Below are 20,388 nucleotides of genomic sequence, written 5' to 3'. Positions count from 1 at the left end.
TTGTTTTATTGTGCCTGGATTCTGTGCTCTGCTGTAATAAGGCCGTCGTATGGGTGTACGTGGTTTTGATCTCTGTTTAATATATGAAACTCAAAAGCAGGAGTTATGATAAAAGTACAACGGTACTTATCCCCTCTCCTCAAACTATTGATGGTTACAGCCAGGATAAAGCGGATACCTTGCCGAGATACGGCGAGCGAAAATAGAGCCATCAGGTGCTGTTATCCCGCATCAGTCAGGACAAATTAGATGACATTTATTATTGAGATCAATAGGTTATTCTGTCACGGAGTGGACGGATTCACTGAGCAGAAAGGCCACTGTGAGCGAAGAGCTGTCATGCTTACCTATGGAACAGGTTCTCAATGGTGGCATCACTTAATAATGAAGGGAAGCAAGCCAACGAATCAGCACAGGAATGCCCATTATACACGTGTATAATGGGCATTCCTGTTATGGCATGGCGAACTTAGCTGGAGGACCGCAGTGAGCGAAAAGCAGACGTTGCTTTTAGCTCTAAATCTAAATATGTATACATTGATACTGGTGTCCCTGTGCGCACAAAGCTATTCAATTAACGCAAAAAAACTAAAGATGGGGACAGAAATACCCACACATTGGATTTCAATTTGTCCTCTTTGAATCGTAAGTTGTGTCCCGCGGGCTTATTACCCTGAAGTCTTTGCGTACCTACACTGGTCCCCGTTTAATATATCGAGTCCACGTAGTTTATGAGTACGAGAATTATCCTTTATCCCATTTTACTGGTCGTTTCACTTAACGCCGTCGCGTCGTCCACCTGGGTGGATAACCGTTACGCACAAAAAAACCAGTACAAGATTGGTGGACAAGGAATCACTGAATCACACAAACACCCTTATAACAAACTGCACGCCAAGCAAGGAATCCGAGCAACTCTATCACTGGCCGCTGGGAAGACGTCCTGACGATCACCCGAGTCTGAGTGATCCTGCACTGTAAGGCATTCAGTAAGAGCGTCGGGTGGCGCTGCGCTTACCCGACCGGGATACTCCGTAGGCCTGATAAACGCAGCGCCATCAGGCATTTTAACGGAATGCTACACCTCCAGTCCGGCGCGGAACTGGCCCCACTTCAGCACCGAGTTCACCCCAATCGACAGGAACGGCTCCGGCGGGGTTCTGTTCGGGCCCGGCGAGGCCACCAGGAAATCGATCAGCTCGTTGCGCTCCCCGGCGATCATATCCGCCAGCAGTTTGCCGGTGGCGGTGCCGCGGGTTATCCCCAGACCGTTACAGCACAGCGCGCCATAGACGTTCGGCGCCAGCTGGCCGAAGAAGCCTTCGTGATTGTCTGACAGGCAGATGGCCCCGCTCCAGGAGTATTCGAAATCAACCTTGCTCAGCATCGGGAAGCGGCGCTCGAACGATTTACGGTGGGTCTCAATATTGTGCTTCAGCTGTTTTTCACGCGGGCGACCGTCGGGATGGAAGCTAAAGCTGTTGCGCATCAGGATGCGATTATCAACCGTGCGGCGCACGGTGCTGCCAAACGGATGCGCGGGAATAACGCCCCACACCGGCTTACCGCCAAGCTGCGCCTGCTCTTCGGTGGTCAACGGACGGGTCAGGCTGCCATAGAGGAAGGTCGGCAGCAGGCGACCGCGCAGAAAACCAAAGTGCGCAGCAAAGGCGTTGTTCGCCAGGATCAGCGTGTCGGCGGTGATGCTGCCGTGGTCATGCACCAGCGTCACTTTGTCGCCATAGTCGATGGACGTGATCGGCGTATTTTCATACAGGGTCACGTTAGAGGGCAGGCTGTCCGCCAGTCCTTTCACCAGCGCCGAGGGCTGGAGCAGAATAGTGCCCGGAATGTAGAGTGCCTGCTGGTAGTATGAGGTGCCGATATGGTCCGGCAGATCCTTCCCGGGGATCATCTCCGCGTGACGGCCAATTTTCTCCAGCCCGCTGCGGTAAGCCTCGAGAATAGCGATCCCCTTCTCCCCCACCGCGGCCTGATATTTGCCGGAATCGCTCATCTGACATTCAATGCCGTGCTCCTTCACAATCTCACGCAGGTAGTTCTGCCCGAGGGTGTTGAGCTTGAGGATCAGATTCGCGGTGGTGACATCACCGATATAATCCTTCGCCCCGATATCGTGCGGGACATCAATGGCGAAACCGGCGTTGCGCCCGGAGGAGCCGTAGCCCACGTCTTGCGCCTCAACCAGCACCACTTCATCATCCGGGAAGTTGAGCGCCAGCTGGCGGGCCGCGGCCAGCCCGGTTAATCCGGCTCCGACTATTGCCCAGCGGGCATGCTTTTGCCCGACGTGGGCAAGACGCGGGGTACGCGGTTGACTGGTGTGATACCAACCCGGCAGGGCGTCGTCAGCAGGTAGAGAAGTGATCTTTTGCACGTGGGTTACTCCGGTAAGTAGCGTTGAATCAATGTTAGCCATCCCGAGAAAATGTGTATGTGATGTATATCTCATGTATACATAAAGTATAAAAATAGTTGCGAGAATAATAAAAAAGGCGTGCAGAGCCCGGCGCAGCGGGGCGTCAGAGAAGAAATACGAATGGGGAAAGGAGGCCTGTCAGCGGGTGCCAGCAGACCTTAGCGGGATGCGATCAGCGGTTATTGCCCTCAGGGAAAGGGGCGAAGTTATCGGCTTTCAGCCCCTGGGGCGCGATGAAGATCTCCATGTTTTCCCGCGACAGTTCCCAGTGCTCAAACACCAGATCGACAACCGCCTGTTCGTCACGCGCTTCGATGGCAGCGATAAAGGCGTCGTGATGATCCGCAGCCAGCTGTAAACGGCGCTCCATGTCCTCGTTTTGCGGCCGGAAGAAGGTATGTCCGATGCGACAGTGGTCGATCAGCAAACGCCCCAGGCTCGGCTGCAGATAGGGGTTGGCCGCCATCTCGCCCATGATCTCGTGAAAACGATTGTTCTCCAGCGCCAGCGCTTCGGCATCGCGGGTTTGCACCGCCTTACGAAAGCGTTTCTGGGTCTCTTTCAGCGCCTTAAGCTGCGCCGGTTTGTAGTGCTGCACGGCAAGGCGTCCGGTGGCGGCATAGATCATCGGTGCCACCAGGAAGAAATTACGCAGCGTCGAGTGGCTCATCGGGATCACCCGTACGCCGCGTTTTTCCACAATCTCGAGATACCCTTCCCCCGCCAGGCGCTGGAATACTTCACGCACCGGTGTACGGGAGAGACCGTACTGCGCGGTCAGCGCGGCTTCATCCAGCAGCTCGTCCGGATCCAGCTCCATGGTGAGAATATGTCGCTTGAGATCCTCATACAGCGCTACCTTTCCCGTTCTCATTGCCGCCTCCTGAAAATCGACCTGTGATGCTTAACTATGATGTTGCTTAACCTACAGATAAAGATGTGCAACAGCAAAATTATTAGCCACAGCAATCATGCTCTGCGCATCTCGCTGGCAGTTTGATAGATCAGCCTCAGGAGGGGCTCCGGATCCCGGTCCGGTGGATGGCGCAGGATCTCCCCACGCAGCCAGACAATTTCACTGCCAGCCACGTGGCGAAACGGCGGCAGCTGCCCGGCATTTTTTAGCCACTTCATAATAAAGGCATTTTTCTGCCGGTTTGAGCAGATGCGTCCCTGCTTTCTCGACAGGCCAACCGCCACCAGAAGACAGAAATAGAAATGAATTCTCTCTTCCAGACCGTTAAAAACGGCTTCAGGCGTCGTCTTCAGAGAGATCAACCCACAGGGTCTTCAGTTCGGTGTACTGGTCGAGGGCGAAGACAGATTTATCGCGCCCGCCAAAGCCCGACTGCTTGTAGCCGCCAAACGGGGTGGTGGCGTCGCCTTCCCCGAAGCAGTTCACCGTCACCGTGCCGGCGCGAATGGCGCGCGATACGCGAATGGCCCGGTTCAGCCTGCCGGTGTAAACCGACGCGGCCAGTCCGTACTGGGTATCGTTGGCCAGCGCGATGGCCTCGGCTTCGGTTTTGAACGTGGTGACGCACAGCACCGGGCCGAAGATCTCCTCCCGGAACAGCGCGCTCTCAGGCGTTACGCCATCGATAATGGTCGGCTGGACGTAAGCGCCCTGCTCGGTATCGCCGCCCTGCACCATCCGCAGCCCTTCCTGGCGGGCGGTGTCGAGATAGCCGCTCACCTTGCTGAAATGCTCCGTCGAGACCATGGCCCCCAGCCGGTTGTTCGGATCGAGCGGGTTGCCCATCGGCCAGTCGCCGATCTGTTTGGCCATCTCGGCCAGCAGCGCCTCTTTGACACTTTCCTGCACCAGCAGGCGCGAGGTGGCAGAACAGTTCTCGCCCATGTTCCAGAATGCGCCATTCAGCACGTGGCTAGCCACGGTCGCCAGATCCTGAGCATCGTCAAAGACAACCGCCGGGTTTTTACCGCCGCACTCCAGCACCACCTTCTTGAGGTTGGACTCTGCCGCATAGTGCAGGAAACGCCGTCCGGTGGCGGTGGAGCCGGTAAAGCTCACCATGTCGATATCCGGATGCAGGCCAATCGGTTCACCCACTTCTTTGCCGGTGCCGGTGACGATATTCAGCACGCCCGCCGGGACGCCCGCTTCGAACGCCAGCCCGGCGACCCGCAGCGCGGTGAGCGAGGTTTGCTCCGCCGGTTTCACGATCACCGAGCAGCCAGCCGCCAGCGCCGGGCCGATTTTCCAGGCCAGCATCAGCAGCGGGAAGTTCCACGGCAGGACGCAACCCACCACGCCAATCGGCTCGCGCACCACCAGCGCCATCGTGCCGTTACCGACCGGGGCAGTATGGTCGTAGAGTTTGTCGATGGATTCGGCGTGCCATTTCAGCACGTGAATGGTTTCCGGCACGTCCACCGCCAGGCATTCGCTGACCGGTTTGCCGCTGTCGAGGCTCTCCAGCACCGCCAGCTGGTCGATCTCCTGCTCCATCATCGCTGCCAGTTTCAGCAGCACCGCTTTGCGTTCGCCGGGTGCCCGCTTGCTCCAGCTTCCGGCCTCGAACGCGCTGCGCGCCCCTTCCACCGCCGCGTTAACGTCGGTGGCGTCGCAGGCGGCAATGTGGCCGATGGTCTCTCCGGTAGCCGGGTTAGTAGTCGGCAGCGTTTTGCCGGATTGCGCGGCCACGAAGCGCCCGTTGATAAAGGCCTTACTCGCCAGGGAGAGTTCCCGTGCAATGGCCGTTACGTCGTCCAGGGTCTGCAACTGACTCATAGTGCCTCCTTACAGCGCCGCAGCGACGTTGCGTTTCACATCGGCAATCACCGCTTTCAGCTGCACTTTCTCTTCTTCATTCAGATCCTGCAGCGGCGCGCGCACCGTGCCGGAGGTCAGGCCATTCAGCTCGCAGCCGTAACGGATCGACTGCACGAACTTACCGCCGTCGAGGAAGTTCATCAGCGGCATCATCGCAGCCATGATCTTGCGGCCTTTGGCGAAATCTTTCTCCACCACGCAGGCTTCATACAGCGCCACGTGTTCACGCGGAATAAAGTTGGAGCCGGCGCAGACCCAACTTTGCGCCCCCCAGGCGAAGAATTCGAGAGCCTGATCGTCCCAGCCGCAGGAGAGCGCGATGTTCGGGAACTTGCAGGCCAGCAGGTGCAGGTTATTGAAATCGCCGGAGCTCTCTTTGATGGCGACCACGTTCGATGAGCGGCTCACTTCGCGGAAATAGGTTTCGCCCATGGTGATGCCCATGCGACCCGGGTAGTTGTAGAGCATGATCGGCAGCTGCGCGGCTTTATCCACGGTCAGCGCATGATGGGCGTTTTCCAGCTCGGTCGGCAGGGCGTACGGCGGTGAGGTCACCAGAATGGCATCGGCTTTATGCTCACGGGCATGTTTAGCGTACTCCACCGCGTCTTCAGTACGGGTAGCCCCGGTGCCGACAATCAGCGGCAGGCGGGTGCCAATCACCTGGCGGGCATGTTCTACCAGCGCTTTACGCTCTTCCGGGCTCTGGGCGTAGTATTCACCGGTAGAGCCACCGATGATGATGCCGTGTACGCGGGCCTCGATCAGCGACTCCAGCACGTCGGAAAAGCGTGCAAAATCAATGCTGCCATCGGCTGCGTAAGGGGTAATTGCCGGGGTGTAGATACCTTCAAATGTCAACACGATAACCTCCAGGGGGAATTCACGACCATCACAGTCTGCTACGCAACCCTGATGGACTGCGTTTGTTAAAAATTTGCATACGGGGGGGCAAAAGGTCAATGAATGAATATTTTTTGTATACATAAAAAATACAACGAAAATACGTAATAACAGAAGATTATGACAAACACTGAAAATTTATATTATACAAATCAATAAATTAAATATTTTATTTCATCGTAGTAATTTTCTATATGATTTCCGATAGCGATCACATTCCCGAATTATCACCCTCTGAGACGTATTTACAGCGCCTTTCCGGCGGCATAGTTTTAATGCTGTAGTTAACCAGAATTTAACAAAGCGGCACGCCGGAACGCCGGAACGCCGGAACGCCGGAACGCCGGAACGCCGGATTATGACCAGAATGTAAACAGAGGTACAGGGCATGCCCCATAAGAAAGCGACACTCATCGGCCTGATCGCCATCCTGCTCTGGAGCGCGATTGTCGGCCTGATCAAAAGCGTGAGCGAAGGCTTTGGCCCGGTGGGCGGGGCGGCACTGATCTACACCTGCAGCGCGGTGCTGCTGCTGTTTACCCTTGGCTTTCCGAAGATCAAAAAATTCCCGGTGAGTTACCTCATCATCGGCAGCGTACTGTTCGTCTGCTATGAGCTGTGCCTGTCGCTGTCGCTGGGCTTTACCCACTCCGGGCGGCAGGCGATTGAAGTGGGGATGGTGAATTATCTCTGGCCGAGCATGACCATTTTACTGGCGGTGATCGTTAACCGGCAGAAAACCAGCCCGTTAATTATTCCCGGGGTGATTTTAGCCATCGTCGGAATAGGCCGAGTATTAGGTGGCGACGACGGGTTTTCGCTGACGGAAATGATGAATAACGTTATGGATAATCCGTTGAGTTACGGGCTGGCATTCAGCGGAGCGGTGATCTGGGCGACTTATTGCGTAGTCACCCAGCGTATCGCTCAGGGAAATAACGGCATTACCTTGTTCTTTATCTTAACGGCGCTGACGCTGTGGGTAAAATATCTCACCTCACCCCAGCCGGAATTTAATCTTTCGTGGCATGCGTGGATCAGTCTGATGCTGGCGGCGATGGCGATGGGCTTTGGCTACGCCGCCTGGAACGTCGGGATCCTGCACGGCAACGTCACGGTGCTGGCGGCAGCGTCCTACTTTATTCCGATTATCTCGGCAGTACTGGCGGCCTTTATGCTGGACTCACACCTGACGCTGGCCTTCTGGCAGGGAACGGCGATGGTCAGCCTCGGATCGCTAATCTGCTGGTGGTCGACGCGTACGGTTGCCGTAAAACGCTTATCTGACGAAGCGTCTTAAAATAACAAACACAGTAACAACATAATAAATATAAATAACATCTTATCCGACCATCCTGCAGCGGAGGAGTATTTGCCATGAATTACGCGAAATAACGCACGCTCTTATTTAACGCTTGAACCTTCTTAGACCTATATTTATTCCGTAATCGATGATTAATGGAAAGCGGTTTCGCTCGGCCTGAATAAACATTCATCGCTAATGATGTTTATTCCTGCTGTGACCCATTAATTCAACGATATCGGGGAAAGACAGGAGTTACCATGTCAAATACCGTTTCTGTTGAAGACGTACCACTCAACCGCTTTCACCGTCTGCTGACCGTTCGCTCCGGCGGCGGCTCCTTCGTCGATGGCTATGTGCTGAGCATTATCGGCATCGCCATGATGAAGGTCTCCCCGGCCCTGGGGCTGACCGCCTTCTGGGAGGGGCTGATTGCCGCCTCGGCGCTGATCGGCATCTTCTTTGGCGGTTTTATCGGCGGCGCTCTTACCGACCGGCTGGGCAGACGGATGCTCTATTTCGTTGGCCCGACGCTGTTTGTGGTCTGCTCCGTGGCGCAATACTGGGTGCAGAGCGGCGAGATGCTGTTTGCCCTGCGCTTTTTAAACGGCGTGGCGGTGGGCATTGAATACCCGGTGGCGACCGCCTTCCTGGTGGAGTTTTTGCCGAAGAAAAACCGCGGGCCGTGCCTGGCCACCCTCACCATCCTGTGGTTTGCCGGTGCCGCCGCAGCCTATATGCTCGGCGAAGCGCTGCTGCACTTTGGCGGCCCGGACGCCTGGCGTCTGACCCTGGCCAGCACTGCGGTCATTGGTGCGCTGCTGTTCCTGGTGCGTATGGGCACCCCGGAATCCCCGCGCTGGCTGATCAGCAAAGGCCGTCACGCTGAAGCCGAAGCGATTATTCGCAAGGTGTATGGCCCTGACTTTGGCCTGGGCAACCTGCCGGAGCAGGCGGAAAGCAAAAACCTCTCCTTCTTCAACCTGCTGCACTCAGGTTACGGTAAACGTATGGCGTTCGTGGCCATCTTCTGGACCTGCTCAGTGATCCCGGTCTTCGCGGTGTATGCCTTTGCGCCGAAAGTGCTGGATGCCCTGCACCTGAGCGGTAAGTGGGCCTCCTACGGTTCCGTCGCCATCACGTTGCTGTTCGTGGTCGGCTGCGTTATCGCAACCCGGCTGGTGAACACTCTGGGCCGCCGCAAGCTGCTGCTGCAAAGCTTCCTCTGGTCGGGACTGGCGCTGCTGCTGCTGGGCCTGCTGCGTGACGGTCCGTCGATGATCATTCTGCTGATGTTCGGTGCCTACGCGCTGTTTATCGGTGGAGCGCAGGTGCTGCAGCTGGTCTATCCGAACGAGATCTTCCCGACGGAGATCCGTGCCGGTGCGGTGGGCGTGGGGACCTCGCTGTCGCGCATTGGTGCCGCGGTCGGGACCTGGCTGGTGCCCGCCTCGCTGCAGAGCCTGGGGATCGGCACAACCATGTACATCGCCGCGGCGATCACCTTTGTGGGACTGGTCGTCTCCTGGTGGCTGGCACCGGAAACCAACGCCCGCAGCCTGGCCGATGCGTCCTCGCTGGATAATGAGGCCTCGCAGAAAGCGCGCGTGCCGGGGCATATGGCGAAGCGGCATATGTTGTAGTTGTGCCGTCTGTTGTGCCGGGTGGCGCTACGCTTACCCGGCCTACAAAAGGGCAAAGGCCCTTTACTCTTTCACTAGTTTTTCCACTTTCCTGCGCCGCTTTCTGAATGAACTGGGGGTTTCACCGTACTGCTTACGGAACCAGGCGATCAGGTGCGAGGCATCCGCAAAACCGGTGGCCGTGGCAATGGCGTTAATGCTGTTGCTGGAGTCGGCCATCAGCTTACGCGCCTGCTCAAGCCGCATCCGCCGCCAGTACACCGCCGCCGAGTGGCCGGTACACTGGGTAAAGATCAGATTGAGCTGGCGGAAGGTTACCCCGGCAAACTCTGCCACCTCCGCCAGCGGCACCGGCGAGTCGAGATGGTGCTTCATAAACTCAATCACCCTGGTGACCAGCGGGTTCTCGTAAACGTCGGGTTCGCTGAGCGACGCTTTGTACTTCGCTTTCGGCGTGAGCACCTCATCCACCAGCAGATATTTCAGCACCTTTTGCGAGCGCACCAGCCCGCAGTGCTGGCGGATCAGATCCGCCGCCAGGTCAATCGCCGTGCCGCCCGGACAGGAGATAATCCCGCCGTCCTTGATGTAGGTTTTATCAATCACCGGAATGGCATTCGGGAAGCGCAGCCGGAACTCATCCCGGGTGGTGAAGTGGATCGCGCAGTGGCGACCGTCCAGCAGCCCGGCGTTACCGGCGACAAAGGCCCCGCTGCACAGGGTAATGATCGGGATATTGCGGGCATGCAGGTCCCGCAGGGCCTGCAACAGCCACTCCGGCGACTGGCGGGTCTCTTCCAGCAGTCCGCCCGCGACCACGAAGTAATCCCACTCTTTTGAGAAATCGAGCTTAGCGGTGGGTGACACCGGCAGACCGCAGCTGGCGGTAATCGGCTGGTCATCGCAGGTCATCCACTCCCAGCGGCAGAAGATCTGCCGGCTGGAGAAGGACTCGTCCGCCGCAAAGCGCAGGGACTCCACCAGCCCCGCCACCGAGGCCAGCGTAAAGTGCTTCATTAGCAGAAAGCCGATCGTCAGATCGGGCTTCGGCTCACTGTCAGGCAATTTCGTTGGAGGCATAGTCATCAGGCTCCTGCAATCCCCCCCAGCTTGCTCAGCAGACGCTTCAGGTCCGCGATATCCTGGGAATTCAGACCAGCGGTAATCATCTTCTCGGCGCTTTTGGCCTGCTCAATCATCCGGGCAAGCATCGCCTCACCCTCTGCGGTCATGGAGACCTGCTTGCGGCGGCGGTTGGCGGGATCGGTCTCTACCGTCAGTAACCCACTTTTGGTCATACGATCAATCACATAGGTGCCGGTGGCTTTATCAAACCCGGCGCGGCTCCCTAGCGTTTGCTGGTCGCAGGTGGTTTCTTCCGCCAGCACTACCAGTATGGCGTACTGCACGGCAGATAACCCGGTATCGACGCACTGGCTCCAGCAGGTGGTGGAGTGCTGCCCTGCGCGGCGCATCAGGTGCATTAATGAACAATCGCCGTGCGGCCACAGGGGCGCGGCAAGGATTAAGTCGCGATTTTCTGCCATCGACTCTCTTGACTCCTGAAAATGACAATCATATTGTTCGAGAACAAACAGTTTGAACTCAAACTATACATGAAAGAATACATTCAGAGAACCCGCATGAAGCTTGTTGTAGGCATGACTGGCGCGACAGGCGCTGCAATTGGCGTTCGTTTACTGGCCGCGTTGAAAACTCTGGACGTCGAAACGCATCTGATCATCTCCAAGTGGGCGCGCGCCACCATTCAACTGGAAACGCCCTACAGTGTACAGGAGGTTGTCGCCCTCGCCTCGAAGACTTATAGCAAGCACGACCAGGCGGCCGCCATCTCCAGCGGCTCATTCCGCGTCGACGGCATGATCGTCGTGCCGTGCAGCATGGAAACCCTTGCCGCCATCCGCTGCGGCTACGGCGATGGCCTGATTGCCCGCGCCGCCGACGTGACCCTGAAAGAGCAGCGCAAGCTGATGCTGGTGCCACGGGAATCGCCGCTCAACGCCATCTACCTGGAGAACATGCTCGCCCTGACCCGCGCCGGGGCGATGATGCTGCCGCCGATGCCCGCCTTCTATAACAACCCCACCAGCACGGACGACATCATCAACCACTTTGTGTCGCGCATTCTGAATCAGTTCGGCCTGGATAACGCTTTAACAAAACGCAGGGGGGAATCTCACTCCACCCCAACGGCTTAAGGAGAGCCTGATGAACTATTACGGTGATTTACGCAGTTATATCGATGCCCTCGACGCCATGGGCGACATCATGCACGTGACCCGCGAAGTGGACGGTGATTTTGAGCCGAGCGCTATTACCCGCCGCAGCTATGAGATCCAGTCCCCTGCCCCGCTGTTCCATAAGGTGGCAGGCGTGGCCCCCGGTTTCCGCCTGTTCGGTGCCCCGGCCAGCCTCTCCTCCCGTCAGGAGATGCCTTATGCCCGCGTGGCGATGTCGCTCGGCCTGGCCCCGGAATCCACCGGGCCGCAGATCGTCGAAGCGCTGTCGGCGGCGCGCCATAAGCCCGGCATTCCCCCGGTGCGGGTGGAGTCTGCGGATGCCCTGTGTCATCAGAACATCCTGCGCGGTGAAGAGGCGAACCTCGATCGCTTCCCGATCCCCTTTGCCCACGACAAGGACGGTGGTCGCTACGCCAACACCTGGGGCACGCTGATCGTCAAAACGCCGGACGGCAAATGGGTGAACTGGTCCATCGCCCGCGTGATGAAGGTCGACGGCAAACGGATGGTGGGGCTGATTGTGCCGAGCCAGCATATCGGCCAGATCTGGAGTGAGTGGGTCAAACTCGGCCAGCCGATGCCTTACGCCCTGGTGCAGGGCCCGGCTCCGGCGATCTCGTGCGTGTCCGGCATTCCGATCCCGGCCCACGCCGACGAGGCGGATTACATCGGCACCCTGGCGGGCGATCCGGTGCCGGTGGTGAAAGCGGTCAGTATAGATCTGGACGTGCCTGCCACGGCAGAGATTGTGATTGAGGGCCATGTCTCGATCAACCGCGATTGCCGGGAAGGCCCCTACGGCGAGTACGGCGGCTATCTTGGCGAGGGCTCGTCTGCCCAACCGACCTTCCACGTCGAGACCATTACCCACCGGGACGACCCGATCTGGCCGATGTCGATCACCGGCCGACCGACCGACGAGTCGCACACGCTCTGGGCGATGGGACTGGCCGCCGATGCCCTGACGTATCTGCGTGAAGCGGAACTGCCGATTGTCACCGCCTGGATCCCGGAGGACTCTACCGTCCACTGGCTGCTGGTGGTGGTGCCGCAGAACTGGCGCGAGCTACTGCCAGGCGTCAGCAGCGAAGCCCTGGCCCAGCGCATCGGCGAGGTGCTGTTTAAGACCGACGCGATGGTATTTATTCCGAAGGTCTACGTGGTAGACGATGATTTTGATCCCACCAACCTGCGCGAAGTGGTGTGGGCGCTCTCAACCCGCGTTCACCCGGTTGGCCGCCGCGTGGTGTTCGACGATCAGCGCGTGATCCGCTTGCCGCAGTGTTATGAAGAAGAAGAGTATGTGGCAGGTAAGGGGGCAAAAGTGGTGTTTGATACGCTGCAGTCCACCCGCCATCTGCATGCCTCATTTGAGCAGGGGTATCCGGAAGAGGTACGCCAGCGCGTACTGGAGAACTGGCCGTCGGAGTTATAAGTCTCTTAAGCCTGTCTGTTTAAACAACTGACAGGCATGTCCGGGTTTCCCATCGCCCACTTATACGGCGATGAAAAACGACAAGGTCAAAGCTGTTGTCGCCTTCGAGCCTGGCAGCAGCTCTGTATTCCCGGAAATATCTTGAGTATGTTACCAGTCGTACCTGCCTGTGGCGTTTATCTCAGTAATACCTGAATCAATTGAAAGAAGATATACACTGACCTGCTCCCCACAGATTGATGCAAATAGATGTTAGTAACGTCCGCTCTTGGCACGAAGCGGACAGAACTTTAGCGGCGCAACGCGCCATAAACCAGAAGTGGATTCTTTAGTTCCGAAAGCTGCTTGCTATTTGAGCGAAAGGTAGTGCAATCTGTGTAGCCTCAGTTGAACCATGGAATTATGCCAGACAAATATGATGCTAGAATTCATGCTTTCTCAGTATGCTCAACTGCCCGTACCACAGGATATTCTCCATAGCTGGCTTGAAAAATGGATTTCTGAGCAGGAAAAATACTGTGTGGATAGCACCTTTTCAGCAAGGTTTCCGTGGAAAGAAACTGGCTTGCCACAGGAGTATTTTTTACAGCGAAAACTTAATATCGATGGACAGCATTTTCTTACTGGTCCGCGTTACCGTGGGGGCGATATCAATAGCCCTTTCATTGACATTGTCGCTTCAGACTCCAGTATAGATTGTTCTGTACTCAAATACGTTTGCCAAGAGTGGGCGCAGCTAAAGCCGCTGTACATTCGAATTCTCACGCCCGGCCATCATAAAAATCAGGGTATAACAGATCAATTCATCTATGCATCCTGCCTGTCAGGTGCCTCAGAATATCAGGATGACACAGTAACCCTGAGGCTGGCTAAACACGCCGATTTTGAATGGTGTCGAAAGGCGCTCATGGATGCCTATCAGAATTCGTTGTCAGCTATCCCAGCCTTAAGAGGCAATCTGTGCTCTGTCGATGACGAAGAACTCAGTGATTATATTTCAGAAGGCGTTGCACATATTGTTTATGAAGAAGGAGTACGCGTCGGACTAATAATTTGCGAAAAAGGAGGCGTCGCTTTTTTAAGTGGCCACAGGATTTCTGAAGAGGTAATCCTTCCTGCCTTTCGCGGACGCTCTCTGGCCTCCCGGGCTCAGCGCCTGCTTTGTAACCATCTTCAACGCTCCAGCCGGGAACCCTGCCTAATGACAGGGACTATCATTCCGGAAAATTTGCCGTCGATAAAGACAGCTGAAAAAGCGGGGCGGACATGCATTCTCAGATTTGAGTATTTACCTGTGATGTTTAGTTAATCTGCTGAACCTGAACGTTAAATCTGTTGCTGCGTGTGATATGAAATATGTCTATATAACTCTTTTCTTGCTGCACAAGGCAGACAAGATAAGTAGCGTTAAGGTCCGCAGTGAACGAGAAGCGGACATCTTAATTATTTTTTATGCTACTACCTCAATGTAGCCATGTTATATGGCTATATTTAGAAAGTGGTAAGGATTAGTCTTTTCCTGGACCATAATTAAATTTTGTACCTTTGCCAATGGCGTAAAACTGTCCGCCAGCTACGTAATGGACAGTACGTAATTCATCAGGCGCATCATCAAAAATCCAGTGCCCATTTCTGAAAACGCGGTCATCGCTCCATGCTCCGACAATTTCCCCCATGAACAAGTTGTGCTGCTTTTCATTTTCTTCATTGGGTATGACCTTACAGACTAGCCAACCAACGCAACCTTCAACTAAAGGCAGATCAAACTCTTTCTGATAAAACAGTGGAATTTTACTGTTTTTATCGGGTGTGTCAGAATAACTGTGGCCCCCAGCATATAAAACCATTTCCATCTGATTTACTACTGGGATCTGGACAACGTAATATCCGCTTTTTTCTACAAGCCCACGAGTAAATGCCTGTGGACCTATAAAAGCCATCACTTTGTTATTGCCTATTAATCCCACCCAAGCCGCTGCCATGACATTTTCAATGCCATCATTTTTAGCCGATATCATTGTTGTTGGCCCGATCTGCAATAAACGATAGGCTTTGTTTAACTCTACTGGTTGAATTGACATAATTTACTCTTTTGAGTTCTGATAAAAAATTAAGACAGGTTACTTATTTGATTGTTCGATTATATGACTGGAATAGTTGCAAATTAATTGCTATTATCAAAATACATTATTGCAATTTTCACAACAATCATGAACAAACTTGATGCTCTAAAGTTTTTTATCATCGCCTCTGATACCCTGAACTTCCGCGAAGCAGCAACCAAGCTGTCGGTTTCACCATCAGTAGTCACGCGGACAGTCGCTGAGCTGGAGAAACAACTTGGTGAACCTCTTTTCAAACGCAATACTCGTTCGATCTTTCTCACCAGTTTCGGCGAGCTATTTTTACCCCAAGCGAAGCGACTGCTGGAGGATTCTGAAAAACTATTTCAGACGGCGAAAGATGATAATGAAATGAAGGGTATTGTTCGTATCACATTACTTCGATTTCCAAATCATGAACAAATATTGTATGAACTATTGACTGCACTACGTCCCTATCCTGAGTTATTTATCGACTGGCGTTTAGATATGATGAAACTTGATACTATAGAGCATCGTATCGATATAGGTATACGCGTAGGGCGAGAACCTAATCCTAACTTTATCATTAAAAACATCGGGCAAGTTGAACATATTTTAGTCTCATCCCCTGAACTCATTGCACGCCTGGGAGCACCAACTGATTTAGAAGATCTTCGGCAGCGTTATCCATTTAGTGGTTTAATTAACCCTGATACAGGAAAATTATTTGAGTTTATGAGTGACGCAGTGAATACTTTTGTCCCTCGTCATATCGAGTTTTATACAACAGACCCATACGCCGAAATTCAGGCTGCCTTGGCCGGGAAAACAGTTGTACAATCCAGCGATTTTATTTGTAGGGAGTACTTAACAAGCGGCCAACTTGTTCCCCCACTGCCAGAACTGCGACAGGAGAAATGGCAATTTTATTTATATCGGCCTTACCAGCTGATTACTCCAAAAAGGGTGACGGTCGTTTTCTCGCTATTAGAAAAAATATTACGCAAATATTTCGCATCAAAATAACATTCTCCTCAACGTCCGCCTCTGGCACGGAGCGGACAAACTCAGGTCTGCCGTAAGCGAAGAGCGGATTTATCTTTACAAAGGTTACCAGCCAAAACTAAAAGATCACCAAAAGGAAAACACTCATAAACCTTCTAGACAACCTTTTCCCGAGCATTTAGCCTGAATTAAAATTTTATATCTGTCAGGCTACTTCACTATGAAAAATGATATGAGAACCCTCGACCTTAACCTTCTTAAGGCCCTTGATGCATTACTGGATGAAGGAAGCGTGACCCGGGCTGCGCAGCGCCTCTCCCTGACACAACCTGCCGTCAGTGGCATGCTTATTCGCTTGCGTGATTATTTTGACGATCCCCTCTTTGTTCGCACCAGTCACGGTATGGTTCCCACAATGCGGGCCACCGAACTTTCTATGCCGGTGAAACAAATACTCACCGATATCGCTATCATGCTGAAACCAAAGCAATTTGATCCTATGGCGGCGGAGCTGACTTATACCATCGTCGCAACGGACTATGCACTTAAGGCTGTTGTCGTTCCGTTGATGGCTGAGCTAAAACAACGTGCACCGAATATTAAAATCGCCGTGCGACCCGTGGACAATGAGCGAATGTATCAGCAGTTGTCTCGGGGTGAAGTTGATCTGGCTTTGATAACACCGCAAACAACCCCCGAAGACCTGCATGGAAGAGCGCTCTATGAAGAAGATTATGTCTGCGTAGCACGACGTCATCATCCTCTGGCAGCGAGTTCGGAAATGACGCTCGAACAATTTTGCAAACAGGAACATATTTTGGTGTCATCAGAAGGTAACTTCACCGGTGTTACAGATGAAGCACTGGCTAAGCTCAGTCTGACACGACGAGTAGGCATGTCAGTTAACAGTTTTCAGGTGATACCTGATATATTGCAAGTAACTGATATGATTGCAGTTGTACCTCACCGCATGGTCTTGACTAACAACGATCTCATCATTCTCCCTTTGCCCCTGAAAGTACCCGGCTTTACCAAGAGCATGGCCTGGCATGAGCGAACCCATCGTGACCCAAGTCATCAGTGGATTCGTGCTTTATGCGCAGAAGTAAGCCAACATCCCGCGCCCTGATATAATTTATCTTATTAAGAATATAAGTAATGACAATTCGCCTTATAACTCCATTGCACCAATAATCACTGTCATCACGTTACTTCCGTAACGGCACACGCAGTGCAATCAACTATCGCAGCTGGAGAAATTTATGAACGCGATTAACTGGCCTGAAGGCTTTATTCCGGGTTTTACCGATAACTTTGTTTCTAATGAAATGATCATCTCAGGTCTGAACGTCAATGATGTCTGGCCGCTCCTGTGTCAGCCACTGCTATGGCCGGAATACTATAAAAATTCCGCCGATGTGCGCTTTTATGACAACAAAGGTCCAGAATTGGAAAATGGGGTTCGCTTCTACTTCAGCACGTTTGGTTTCCCAGTTGAAGCTCAGGTTGTGGAGTTTGTTCCACCTGCTGAGGGTAAACCTGCTCGCCTGGCATGGCACGGATGGGCCGGTGAAAAAGATACCGCTCAACGACTCGATGTCCATCATGCGTGGCTACTGGAGGATCTTTCCGGTCATAGGGTCCGTATCCTAACGCAGGAAACACAGAACGGAGTCCCGGCAAAAGATCTGGCCAATACCCGCCCGAACCCAATGCTTAATGGTCATCAGGAATGGCTTGACGGCCTGATTCGAGCAGCAAAGAAATAATAAACCGCTTTCCACAGTCATATCACTGAGGCTGCACTTCCCCGCAGCCTCAAGAATATTTGCCCGTTTGCTATGGCACTTGATTACAGGTAAATCATGTAACCCCCGCAAGTGACACCACACAGCCATCTCTGTAATGTCCCCTCCTGGCACTACACAGACATTTCAACTCTCAGTGATGCGGCAGCATTTTGTCCTTTTGATCAAATTACGCCCCACTACCGACCCGAAGGCCGGTAGCTGTTGATACAACCCATTACCACGCGTTATTTGAGATTCTTGCGGAAAAAGTCCGTCAGCTTGTCGAAGGGGATCACATCCGTGCGGTCATACAGATCGACGTGCCCTGCCCCCGGAACGACATACAGCTCTTTAGGCTGACCGGCGCGTTTAAAGGCGTCCTCGCTGAACTCTTTTGAATGGGCTTGGTCACCGGTAATAAAGAGCATCGGACGCGGCGAAATGGTTTCAATATCATTGAAAGGATAGAAGTTCATAAACTTACCGATACTGCTCAGCATCGGTTTTGTCGTCAGTTCCTCTTTCTCGCCCTGCGGGGTATAACCGCCGCGTTCGGTACGGTAGAAATCAAAGAACTCGCGCTGAATTTCCGGCGTGGAAGCGTCCAGCTTATTCACAGTGCCCGGAATGTATGCTTTCTCTCCTCCTTTGAACTCGGCAAACCGCTGCTCAATGGCCGACTGGATAAAGGCCTTACGCTGTTCCAGCGTCTGGGAGTGGTTAAGGCCGTTACGAAACGCGGCGCCCATGTCATACATACTGACGGTGGCGATAGCTTTCATACGCGGGTCAATTTTCGCGGCGCTGATGACAAAACTTCCGCTACCGCAGATGCCCAGCACGCCGATATTTTCTGGATCAATAAACGATTGTGTACTGAGGTAATCCACCGCCGCGCTGAAATCATCCGCGTAGATTTCTGGTGAAATCAGGTGCCCCGGCTTGCCTTCGCTTTCCCCCCAGAACGAGAGATCGATCGCCAGCGTAACAAACCCCTGCTCCGCCAGCTTCTGCGCATACAGGTTTGCGCTTTGTTCCTTGACCGCGCCCATTGGATGACCAACGACGATCGCCGGGTTTTTGGCGTTCTGATTTAACGTTTTCGGGACAAACAGATTGCCAACCACGTTCATTTGATACTGATTTTTAAAGGTGACTTTCTGCTGCGTCACCTTTTCGCTTTTATAAAAGTTATCAGCGCCTCTGGACATATCCGCCGCCGAGGCGGCAAATGCGCTGATGAACATTCCCAGGGCTAACGCAAATTTATTCATGATAGTTTCCTTGTCAGGACGAGTGTGATGAAAGACCCTCGGCAGACGCGTCTGCACGTGAGGTCAGGAAAATCAGTACGGTTGCGATAATCAACATCGCGGCGCTAGCCAGAAAGGTGCTCTGGTAGCCATGATGGTCGAACAGCACGCCCCCCACGGTGGATCCCAGCGCTATGGACAACTGCACCATCGCCACCATCAGCCCGCCGCCCGCTTCGGCATTCTGGGGGAACGTGCGTGGAACCCATGCCCACCATCCCACGGGCGCGGCGGTTGAAATAAACCCCCACAGCCCGAGCAAGGCCGTCACGATGGCCGCCTGGCTGCCAAACGCGATCAGGGTCAGCGCGACGATCGCCATCAGCACAGGAATAGCCATTAGCGTCGGGTAGAATCCGCGCTTCAGTACCCGGCCAATCAGCGTGGTGCCGATGAAACCCGCGCTCCCGATGACCAGCAGGATGAGGGTCACCGCTGAGGCGTCCACCTTCGTGACCGTCTCAAGGAAAGGCCGGATATAGGTAAAGAGCGTGAACTGCCCCATAAAGAAGATCCCCACACCGAGCATGCCCAGCATGACCACCCGACGGCGTAACAGTGCAAAGACGTTGCCGGCCCCCGCTGGCTGGCGGGTAACCTGCATGGAAGGCAGGCTGAGCAGTTGCCAGATAAACGCGACGATGGCGACGGGTAACAGGCACAAAAAGGCTCCCCGCCAGCCGATGACGGAACCCAGCCAGCTGCCCAGAGGCGCGGCCACAACGGTTGCCAGCGCGTTGCCGCTGTTAAAAATGGCCAGGGCCAGCGGAACACGGTGCACCGGCACCAGGCGCATCGCTGTCGCCGCCGACATCGACCAGAACCCGCCGACCACGATGCCAATCAGGGCCCGGCCGGTCATATAGGTCAGGTAATTAGGTGCCATCGCAATGACGCCCCCCGAAAGTGCCATGATGCACGTCAGGCCAAGCAGCAGCTTTTTCCGGTTAAGCGTGCCTGCCAGTCGGGAAATAAACAGGCTGGTCACCACCGCAAACGCGCCGGAAATAGCGATCCCCTGCCCGGCCATGCCTTCGGTGACGTTTAGGGAGTGCGCCATCGATGTCAGAAGGCTGACCGGCATAAACTCGGAGGCGATTAGGGCGAAGACGCACAGCGTCATAGCAAACACGCCGCCCCAGTGCGCCTGTTGTTTTTCACTTGCTCCGTTCTGGTTTTTGGTTTCAGTTTTCTGATTACGCATTTAGCCTTTCTTTTCCGTTGATAATGGGATGCCCTTCCCCTTCTGAAACGGCGACGTGGGGGATAAGCGCGTGAGTTAAAGAGAACGATGGATATGGAAGGCGCGACGGCTCAATCCGCAGCCCTGAGCCCGGCAGAGAGGAGCATCAGCAGGGACGTCTTACGGTGAGCATTTTCCATCTCGTTTAGCGTTGACTTTTTCATCGCATTA

General features: G+C 54.3%; 18 protein-coding genes and 1 pseudogene. 9 read left to right on the top strand and 10 right to left on the bottom strand.

Going from position 1 to position 20,388, the window contains the following annotated elements; genetic code table 11:
• Positions 1 to 894 precede the first annotated feature (894 nt).
• Positions 895 to 981 (top strand): annotated as a pseudogene (locus ABLV08_RS18135) (DUF1348 domain-containing protein); the annotation flags it as partial.
• Between the two features lie 97 nt (positions 982 to 1,078).
• Here the strand turns inward: ABLV08_RS18135 and ABLV08_RS18130 are convergent.
• The 5 genes from ABLV08_RS18130 to ABLV08_RS18110 all read right to left on the bottom strand — a co-directional run bounded on the left by ABLV08_RS18130 (position 1,079) and on the right by ABLV08_RS18110 (position 6,101).
• The gene (locus tag ABLV08_RS18130; RefSeq protein WP_032711475.1) at positions 1,079 to 2,398 is read right to left on the bottom strand and encodes an FAD-binding oxidoreductase; all 1,320 of its coding nucleotides are present in this window, start codon (positions 2,396 to 2,398) and stop codon (positions 1,079 to 1,081) included.
• Between the two features lie 214 nt (positions 2,399 to 2,612).
• Positions 2,613 to 3,314: a GntR family transcriptional regulator gene (locus ABLV08_RS18125; protein ID WP_032711474.1), complete on the bottom strand. Its 702-nt coding sequence runs from the start codon at positions 3,312 to 3,314 to the stop codon at positions 2,613 to 2,615.
• A 95-nt stretch (positions 3,315 to 3,409) separates the two neighbouring features.
• Positions 3,410 to 3,718 (bottom strand): hypothetical protein, encoded by a 309-nt coding sequence (locus ABLV08_RS18120; protein WP_227502109.1) that lies wholly within the window; start codon positions 3,716 to 3,718, stop codon positions 3,410 to 3,412.
• On the bottom strand, positions 3,693 to 5,195 hold the full coding sequence (locus ABLV08_RS18115) for an aldehyde dehydrogenase (protein ID WP_032711473.1): 1,503 nt from the start codon (positions 5,193 to 5,195) through the stop codon (positions 3,693 to 3,695). Before ABLV08_RS18115 ends, ABLV08_RS18120 begins: the two co-directional genes overlap by 26 nt.
• Positions 5,196 to 5,204: 9 nt before the next feature.
• A complete protein-coding gene (locus tag ABLV08_RS18110; RefSeq protein WP_101881619.1) occupies positions 5,205 to 6,101 on the bottom strand; it encodes a dihydrodipicolinate synthase family protein in 897 nt (298 codons plus the stop codon).
• A gap of 427 nt (positions 6,102 to 6,528) precedes the next feature.
• Here ABLV08_RS18110 and yddG point away from each other — a divergent pair, with 427 nt between their 5' ends.
• Both yddG and ABLV08_RS18100 read left to right on the top strand, forming a co-directional pair.
• Positions 6,529 to 7,440: an aromatic amino acid DMT transporter YddG gene (gene yddG, locus ABLV08_RS18105; protein ID WP_032707849.1), complete on the top strand. Its 912-nt coding sequence runs from the start codon at positions 6,529 to 6,531 to the stop codon at positions 7,438 to 7,440.
• 263 nt (positions 7,441 to 7,703) lie between these two features.
• On the top strand, positions 7,704 to 9,086 hold the full coding sequence (locus tag ABLV08_RS18100; RefSeq protein ID WP_032707848.1) for an MFS transporter: 1,383 nt from the start codon (positions 7,704 to 7,706) through the stop codon (positions 9,084 to 9,086).
• A gap of 63 nt (positions 9,087 to 9,149) precedes the next feature.
• Here ABLV08_RS18100 and ABLV08_RS18095 read toward each other — a convergent pair whose 3' ends face one another.
• Entirely contained in the window at positions 9,150 to 10,166 is a 1,017-nt protein-coding gene (locus tag ABLV08_RS18095) for a GlxA family transcriptional regulator (protein WP_080687166.1), read from the bottom strand.
• A 5-nt stretch (positions 10,167 to 10,171) separates the two neighbouring features.
• Positions 10,172 to 10,633, bottom strand: coding sequence for a MarR family transcriptional regulator (locus tag ABLV08_RS18090; RefSeq protein ID WP_348856114.1), 462 nt, complete (start codon positions 10,631 to 10,633; stop codon positions 10,172 to 10,174).
• Between the two features lie 96 nt (positions 10,634 to 10,729).
• Here ABLV08_RS18090 and ABLV08_RS18085 point away from each other — a divergent pair, with 96 nt between their 5' ends.
• The 3 genes from ABLV08_RS18085 to ABLV08_RS18075 all read left to right on the top strand — a co-directional run bounded on the left by ABLV08_RS18085 (position 10,730) and on the right by ABLV08_RS18075 (position 14,091).
• Positions 10,730 to 11,305 (top strand): UbiX family flavin prenyltransferase, encoded by a 576-nt coding sequence (locus ABLV08_RS18085; protein WP_160183988.1) that lies wholly within the window; start codon positions 10,730 to 10,732, stop codon positions 11,303 to 11,305.
• Between the two features lie 10 nt (positions 11,306 to 11,315).
• Positions 11,316 to 12,782 (top strand): UbiD family decarboxylase, encoded by a 1,467-nt coding sequence (locus tag ABLV08_RS18080; protein ID WP_348856112.1) that lies wholly within the window; start codon positions 11,316 to 11,318, stop codon positions 12,780 to 12,782.
• A 418-nt stretch (positions 12,783 to 13,200) separates the two neighbouring features.
• Positions 13,201 to 14,091, top strand: coding sequence for a GNAT family protein (locus ABLV08_RS18075; protein ID WP_063411150.1), 891 nt, complete (start codon positions 13,201 to 13,203; stop codon positions 14,089 to 14,091).
• 199 nt (positions 14,092 to 14,290) lie between these two features.
• On the opposite strand, the gene ABLV08_RS18070 is transcribed toward ABLV08_RS18075, so the two are convergent.
• A complete protein-coding gene (locus tag ABLV08_RS18070) occupies positions 14,291 to 14,863 on the bottom strand; it encodes a flavin reductase (RefSeq protein ID WP_063421951.1) in 573 nt (190 codons plus the stop codon).
• A gap of 129 nt (positions 14,864 to 14,992) precedes the next feature.
• Between ABLV08_RS18070 and ABLV08_RS18065 the strand changes: the two genes are divergently transcribed.
• From ABLV08_RS18065 to ABLV08_RS18055, 3 genes are all read left to right on the top strand, one after another.
• On the top strand, positions 14,993 to 15,892 hold the full coding sequence (locus ABLV08_RS18065; protein ID WP_032709936.1) for a LysR family transcriptional regulator: 900 nt from the start codon (positions 14,993 to 14,995) through the stop codon (positions 15,890 to 15,892).
• Positions 15,893 to 16,091: 199 nt separating this feature from the next.
• Complete coding sequence (locus ABLV08_RS18060) at positions 16,092 to 17,000, top strand: LysR family transcriptional regulator (protein ID WP_032711470.1); 909 nt, start codon at positions 16,092 to 16,094, stop codon at positions 16,998 to 17,000.
• A gap of 133 nt (positions 17,001 to 17,133) precedes the next feature.
• Positions 17,134 to 17,640, top strand: a complete 507-nt coding sequence (locus ABLV08_RS18055) for a polyketide cyclase (protein ID WP_045396209.1) — start codon at positions 17,134 to 17,136, stop codon at positions 17,638 to 17,640.
• A 266-nt stretch (positions 17,641 to 17,906) separates the two neighbouring features.
• Here ABLV08_RS18055 and ABLV08_RS18050 read toward each other — a convergent pair whose 3' ends face one another.
• On the bottom strand, positions 17,907 to 18,935 hold the full coding sequence (locus ABLV08_RS18050) for an alpha/beta hydrolase (RefSeq protein ID WP_348856111.1): 1,029 nt from the start codon (positions 18,933 to 18,935) through the stop codon (positions 17,907 to 17,909).
• Positions 18,936 to 18,948: 13 nt separating this feature from the next.
• Positions 18,949 to 20,178 carry an MFS transporter gene (locus ABLV08_RS18045; protein ID WP_348856109.1) on the bottom strand — a complete coding sequence of 410 codons (1,230 nt, stop codon included), beginning with the start codon at positions 20,176 to 20,178 and terminating at the stop codon, positions 18,949 to 18,951.
• Between the last annotated feature and the right edge of the window lie 210 nt (positions 20,179 to 20,388).

This window comes from Klebsiella sp. CN_Kp088 (assembly GCF_040064335.1).
Classification (GTDB): domain Bacteria; phylum Pseudomonadota; class Gammaproteobacteria; order Enterobacterales; family Enterobacteriaceae; genus Klebsiella; species Klebsiella aerogenes.
This window is presented reverse-complemented; position numbering and strand designations above follow the sequence as displayed.

Coding starts and splice junctions, on each gene's coding strand:
- ABLV08_RS18125 (WP_032711474.1), bottom strand. CDS start 3,314: ATGAGAACGGGAAAGGTAGCGCTGTATGAGGATCTCAAGCGACATATT.
- ABLV08_RS18115 (WP_032711473.1), bottom strand. CDS start 5,195: ATGAGTCAGTTGCAGACCCTGGACGACGTAACGGCCATTGCACGGGAA.
- yddG (WP_032707849.1), top strand. CDS start 6,529: ATGCCCCATAAGAAAGCGACACTCATCGGCCTGATCGCCATCCTGCTC.
- ABLV08_RS18100 (WP_032707848.1), top strand. CDS start 7,704: ATGTCAAATACCGTTTCTGTTGAAGACGTACCACTCAACCGCTTTCAC.
- ABLV08_RS18095 (WP_080687166.1), bottom strand. CDS start 10,166: ATGCCTCCAACGAAATTGCCTGACAGTGAGCCGAAGCCCGATCTGACG.
- ABLV08_RS18090 (WP_348856114.1), bottom strand. CDS start 10,633: ATGGCAGAAAATCGCGACTTAATCCTTGCCGCGCCCCTGTGGCCGCAC.
- ABLV08_RS18085 (WP_160183988.1), top strand. CDS start 10,730: ATGAAGCTTGTTGTAGGCATGACTGGCGCGACAGGCGCTGCAATTGGC.
- ABLV08_RS18080 (WP_348856112.1), top strand. CDS start 11,316: ATGAACTATTACGGTGATTTACGCAGTTATATCGATGCCCTCGACGCC.
- ABLV08_RS18075 (WP_063411150.1), top strand. CDS start 13,201: ATGCTAGAATTCATGCTTTCTCAGTATGCTCAACTGCCCGTACCACAG.
- ABLV08_RS18070 (WP_063421951.1), bottom strand. CDS start 14,863: ATGTCAATTCAACCAGTAGAGTTAAACAAAGCCTATCGTTTATTGCAG.
- ABLV08_RS18065 (WP_032709936.1), top strand. CDS start 14,993: ATGAACAAACTTGATGCTCTAAAGTTTTTTATCATCGCCTCTGATACC.
- ABLV08_RS18060 (WP_032711470.1), top strand. CDS start 16,092: ATGAAAAATGATATGAGAACCCTCGACCTTAACCTTCTTAAGGCCCTT.
- ABLV08_RS18055 (WP_045396209.1), top strand. CDS start 17,134: ATGAACGCGATTAACTGGCCTGAAGGCTTTATTCCGGGTTTTACCGAT.
- ABLV08_RS18050 (WP_348856111.1), bottom strand. CDS start 18,935: ATGAATAAATTTGCGTTAGCCCTGGGAATGTTCATCAGCGCATTTGCC.
- ABLV08_RS18045 (WP_348856109.1), bottom strand. CDS start 20,178: ATGCGTAATCAGAAAACTGAAACCAAAAACCAGAACGGAGCAAGTGAA.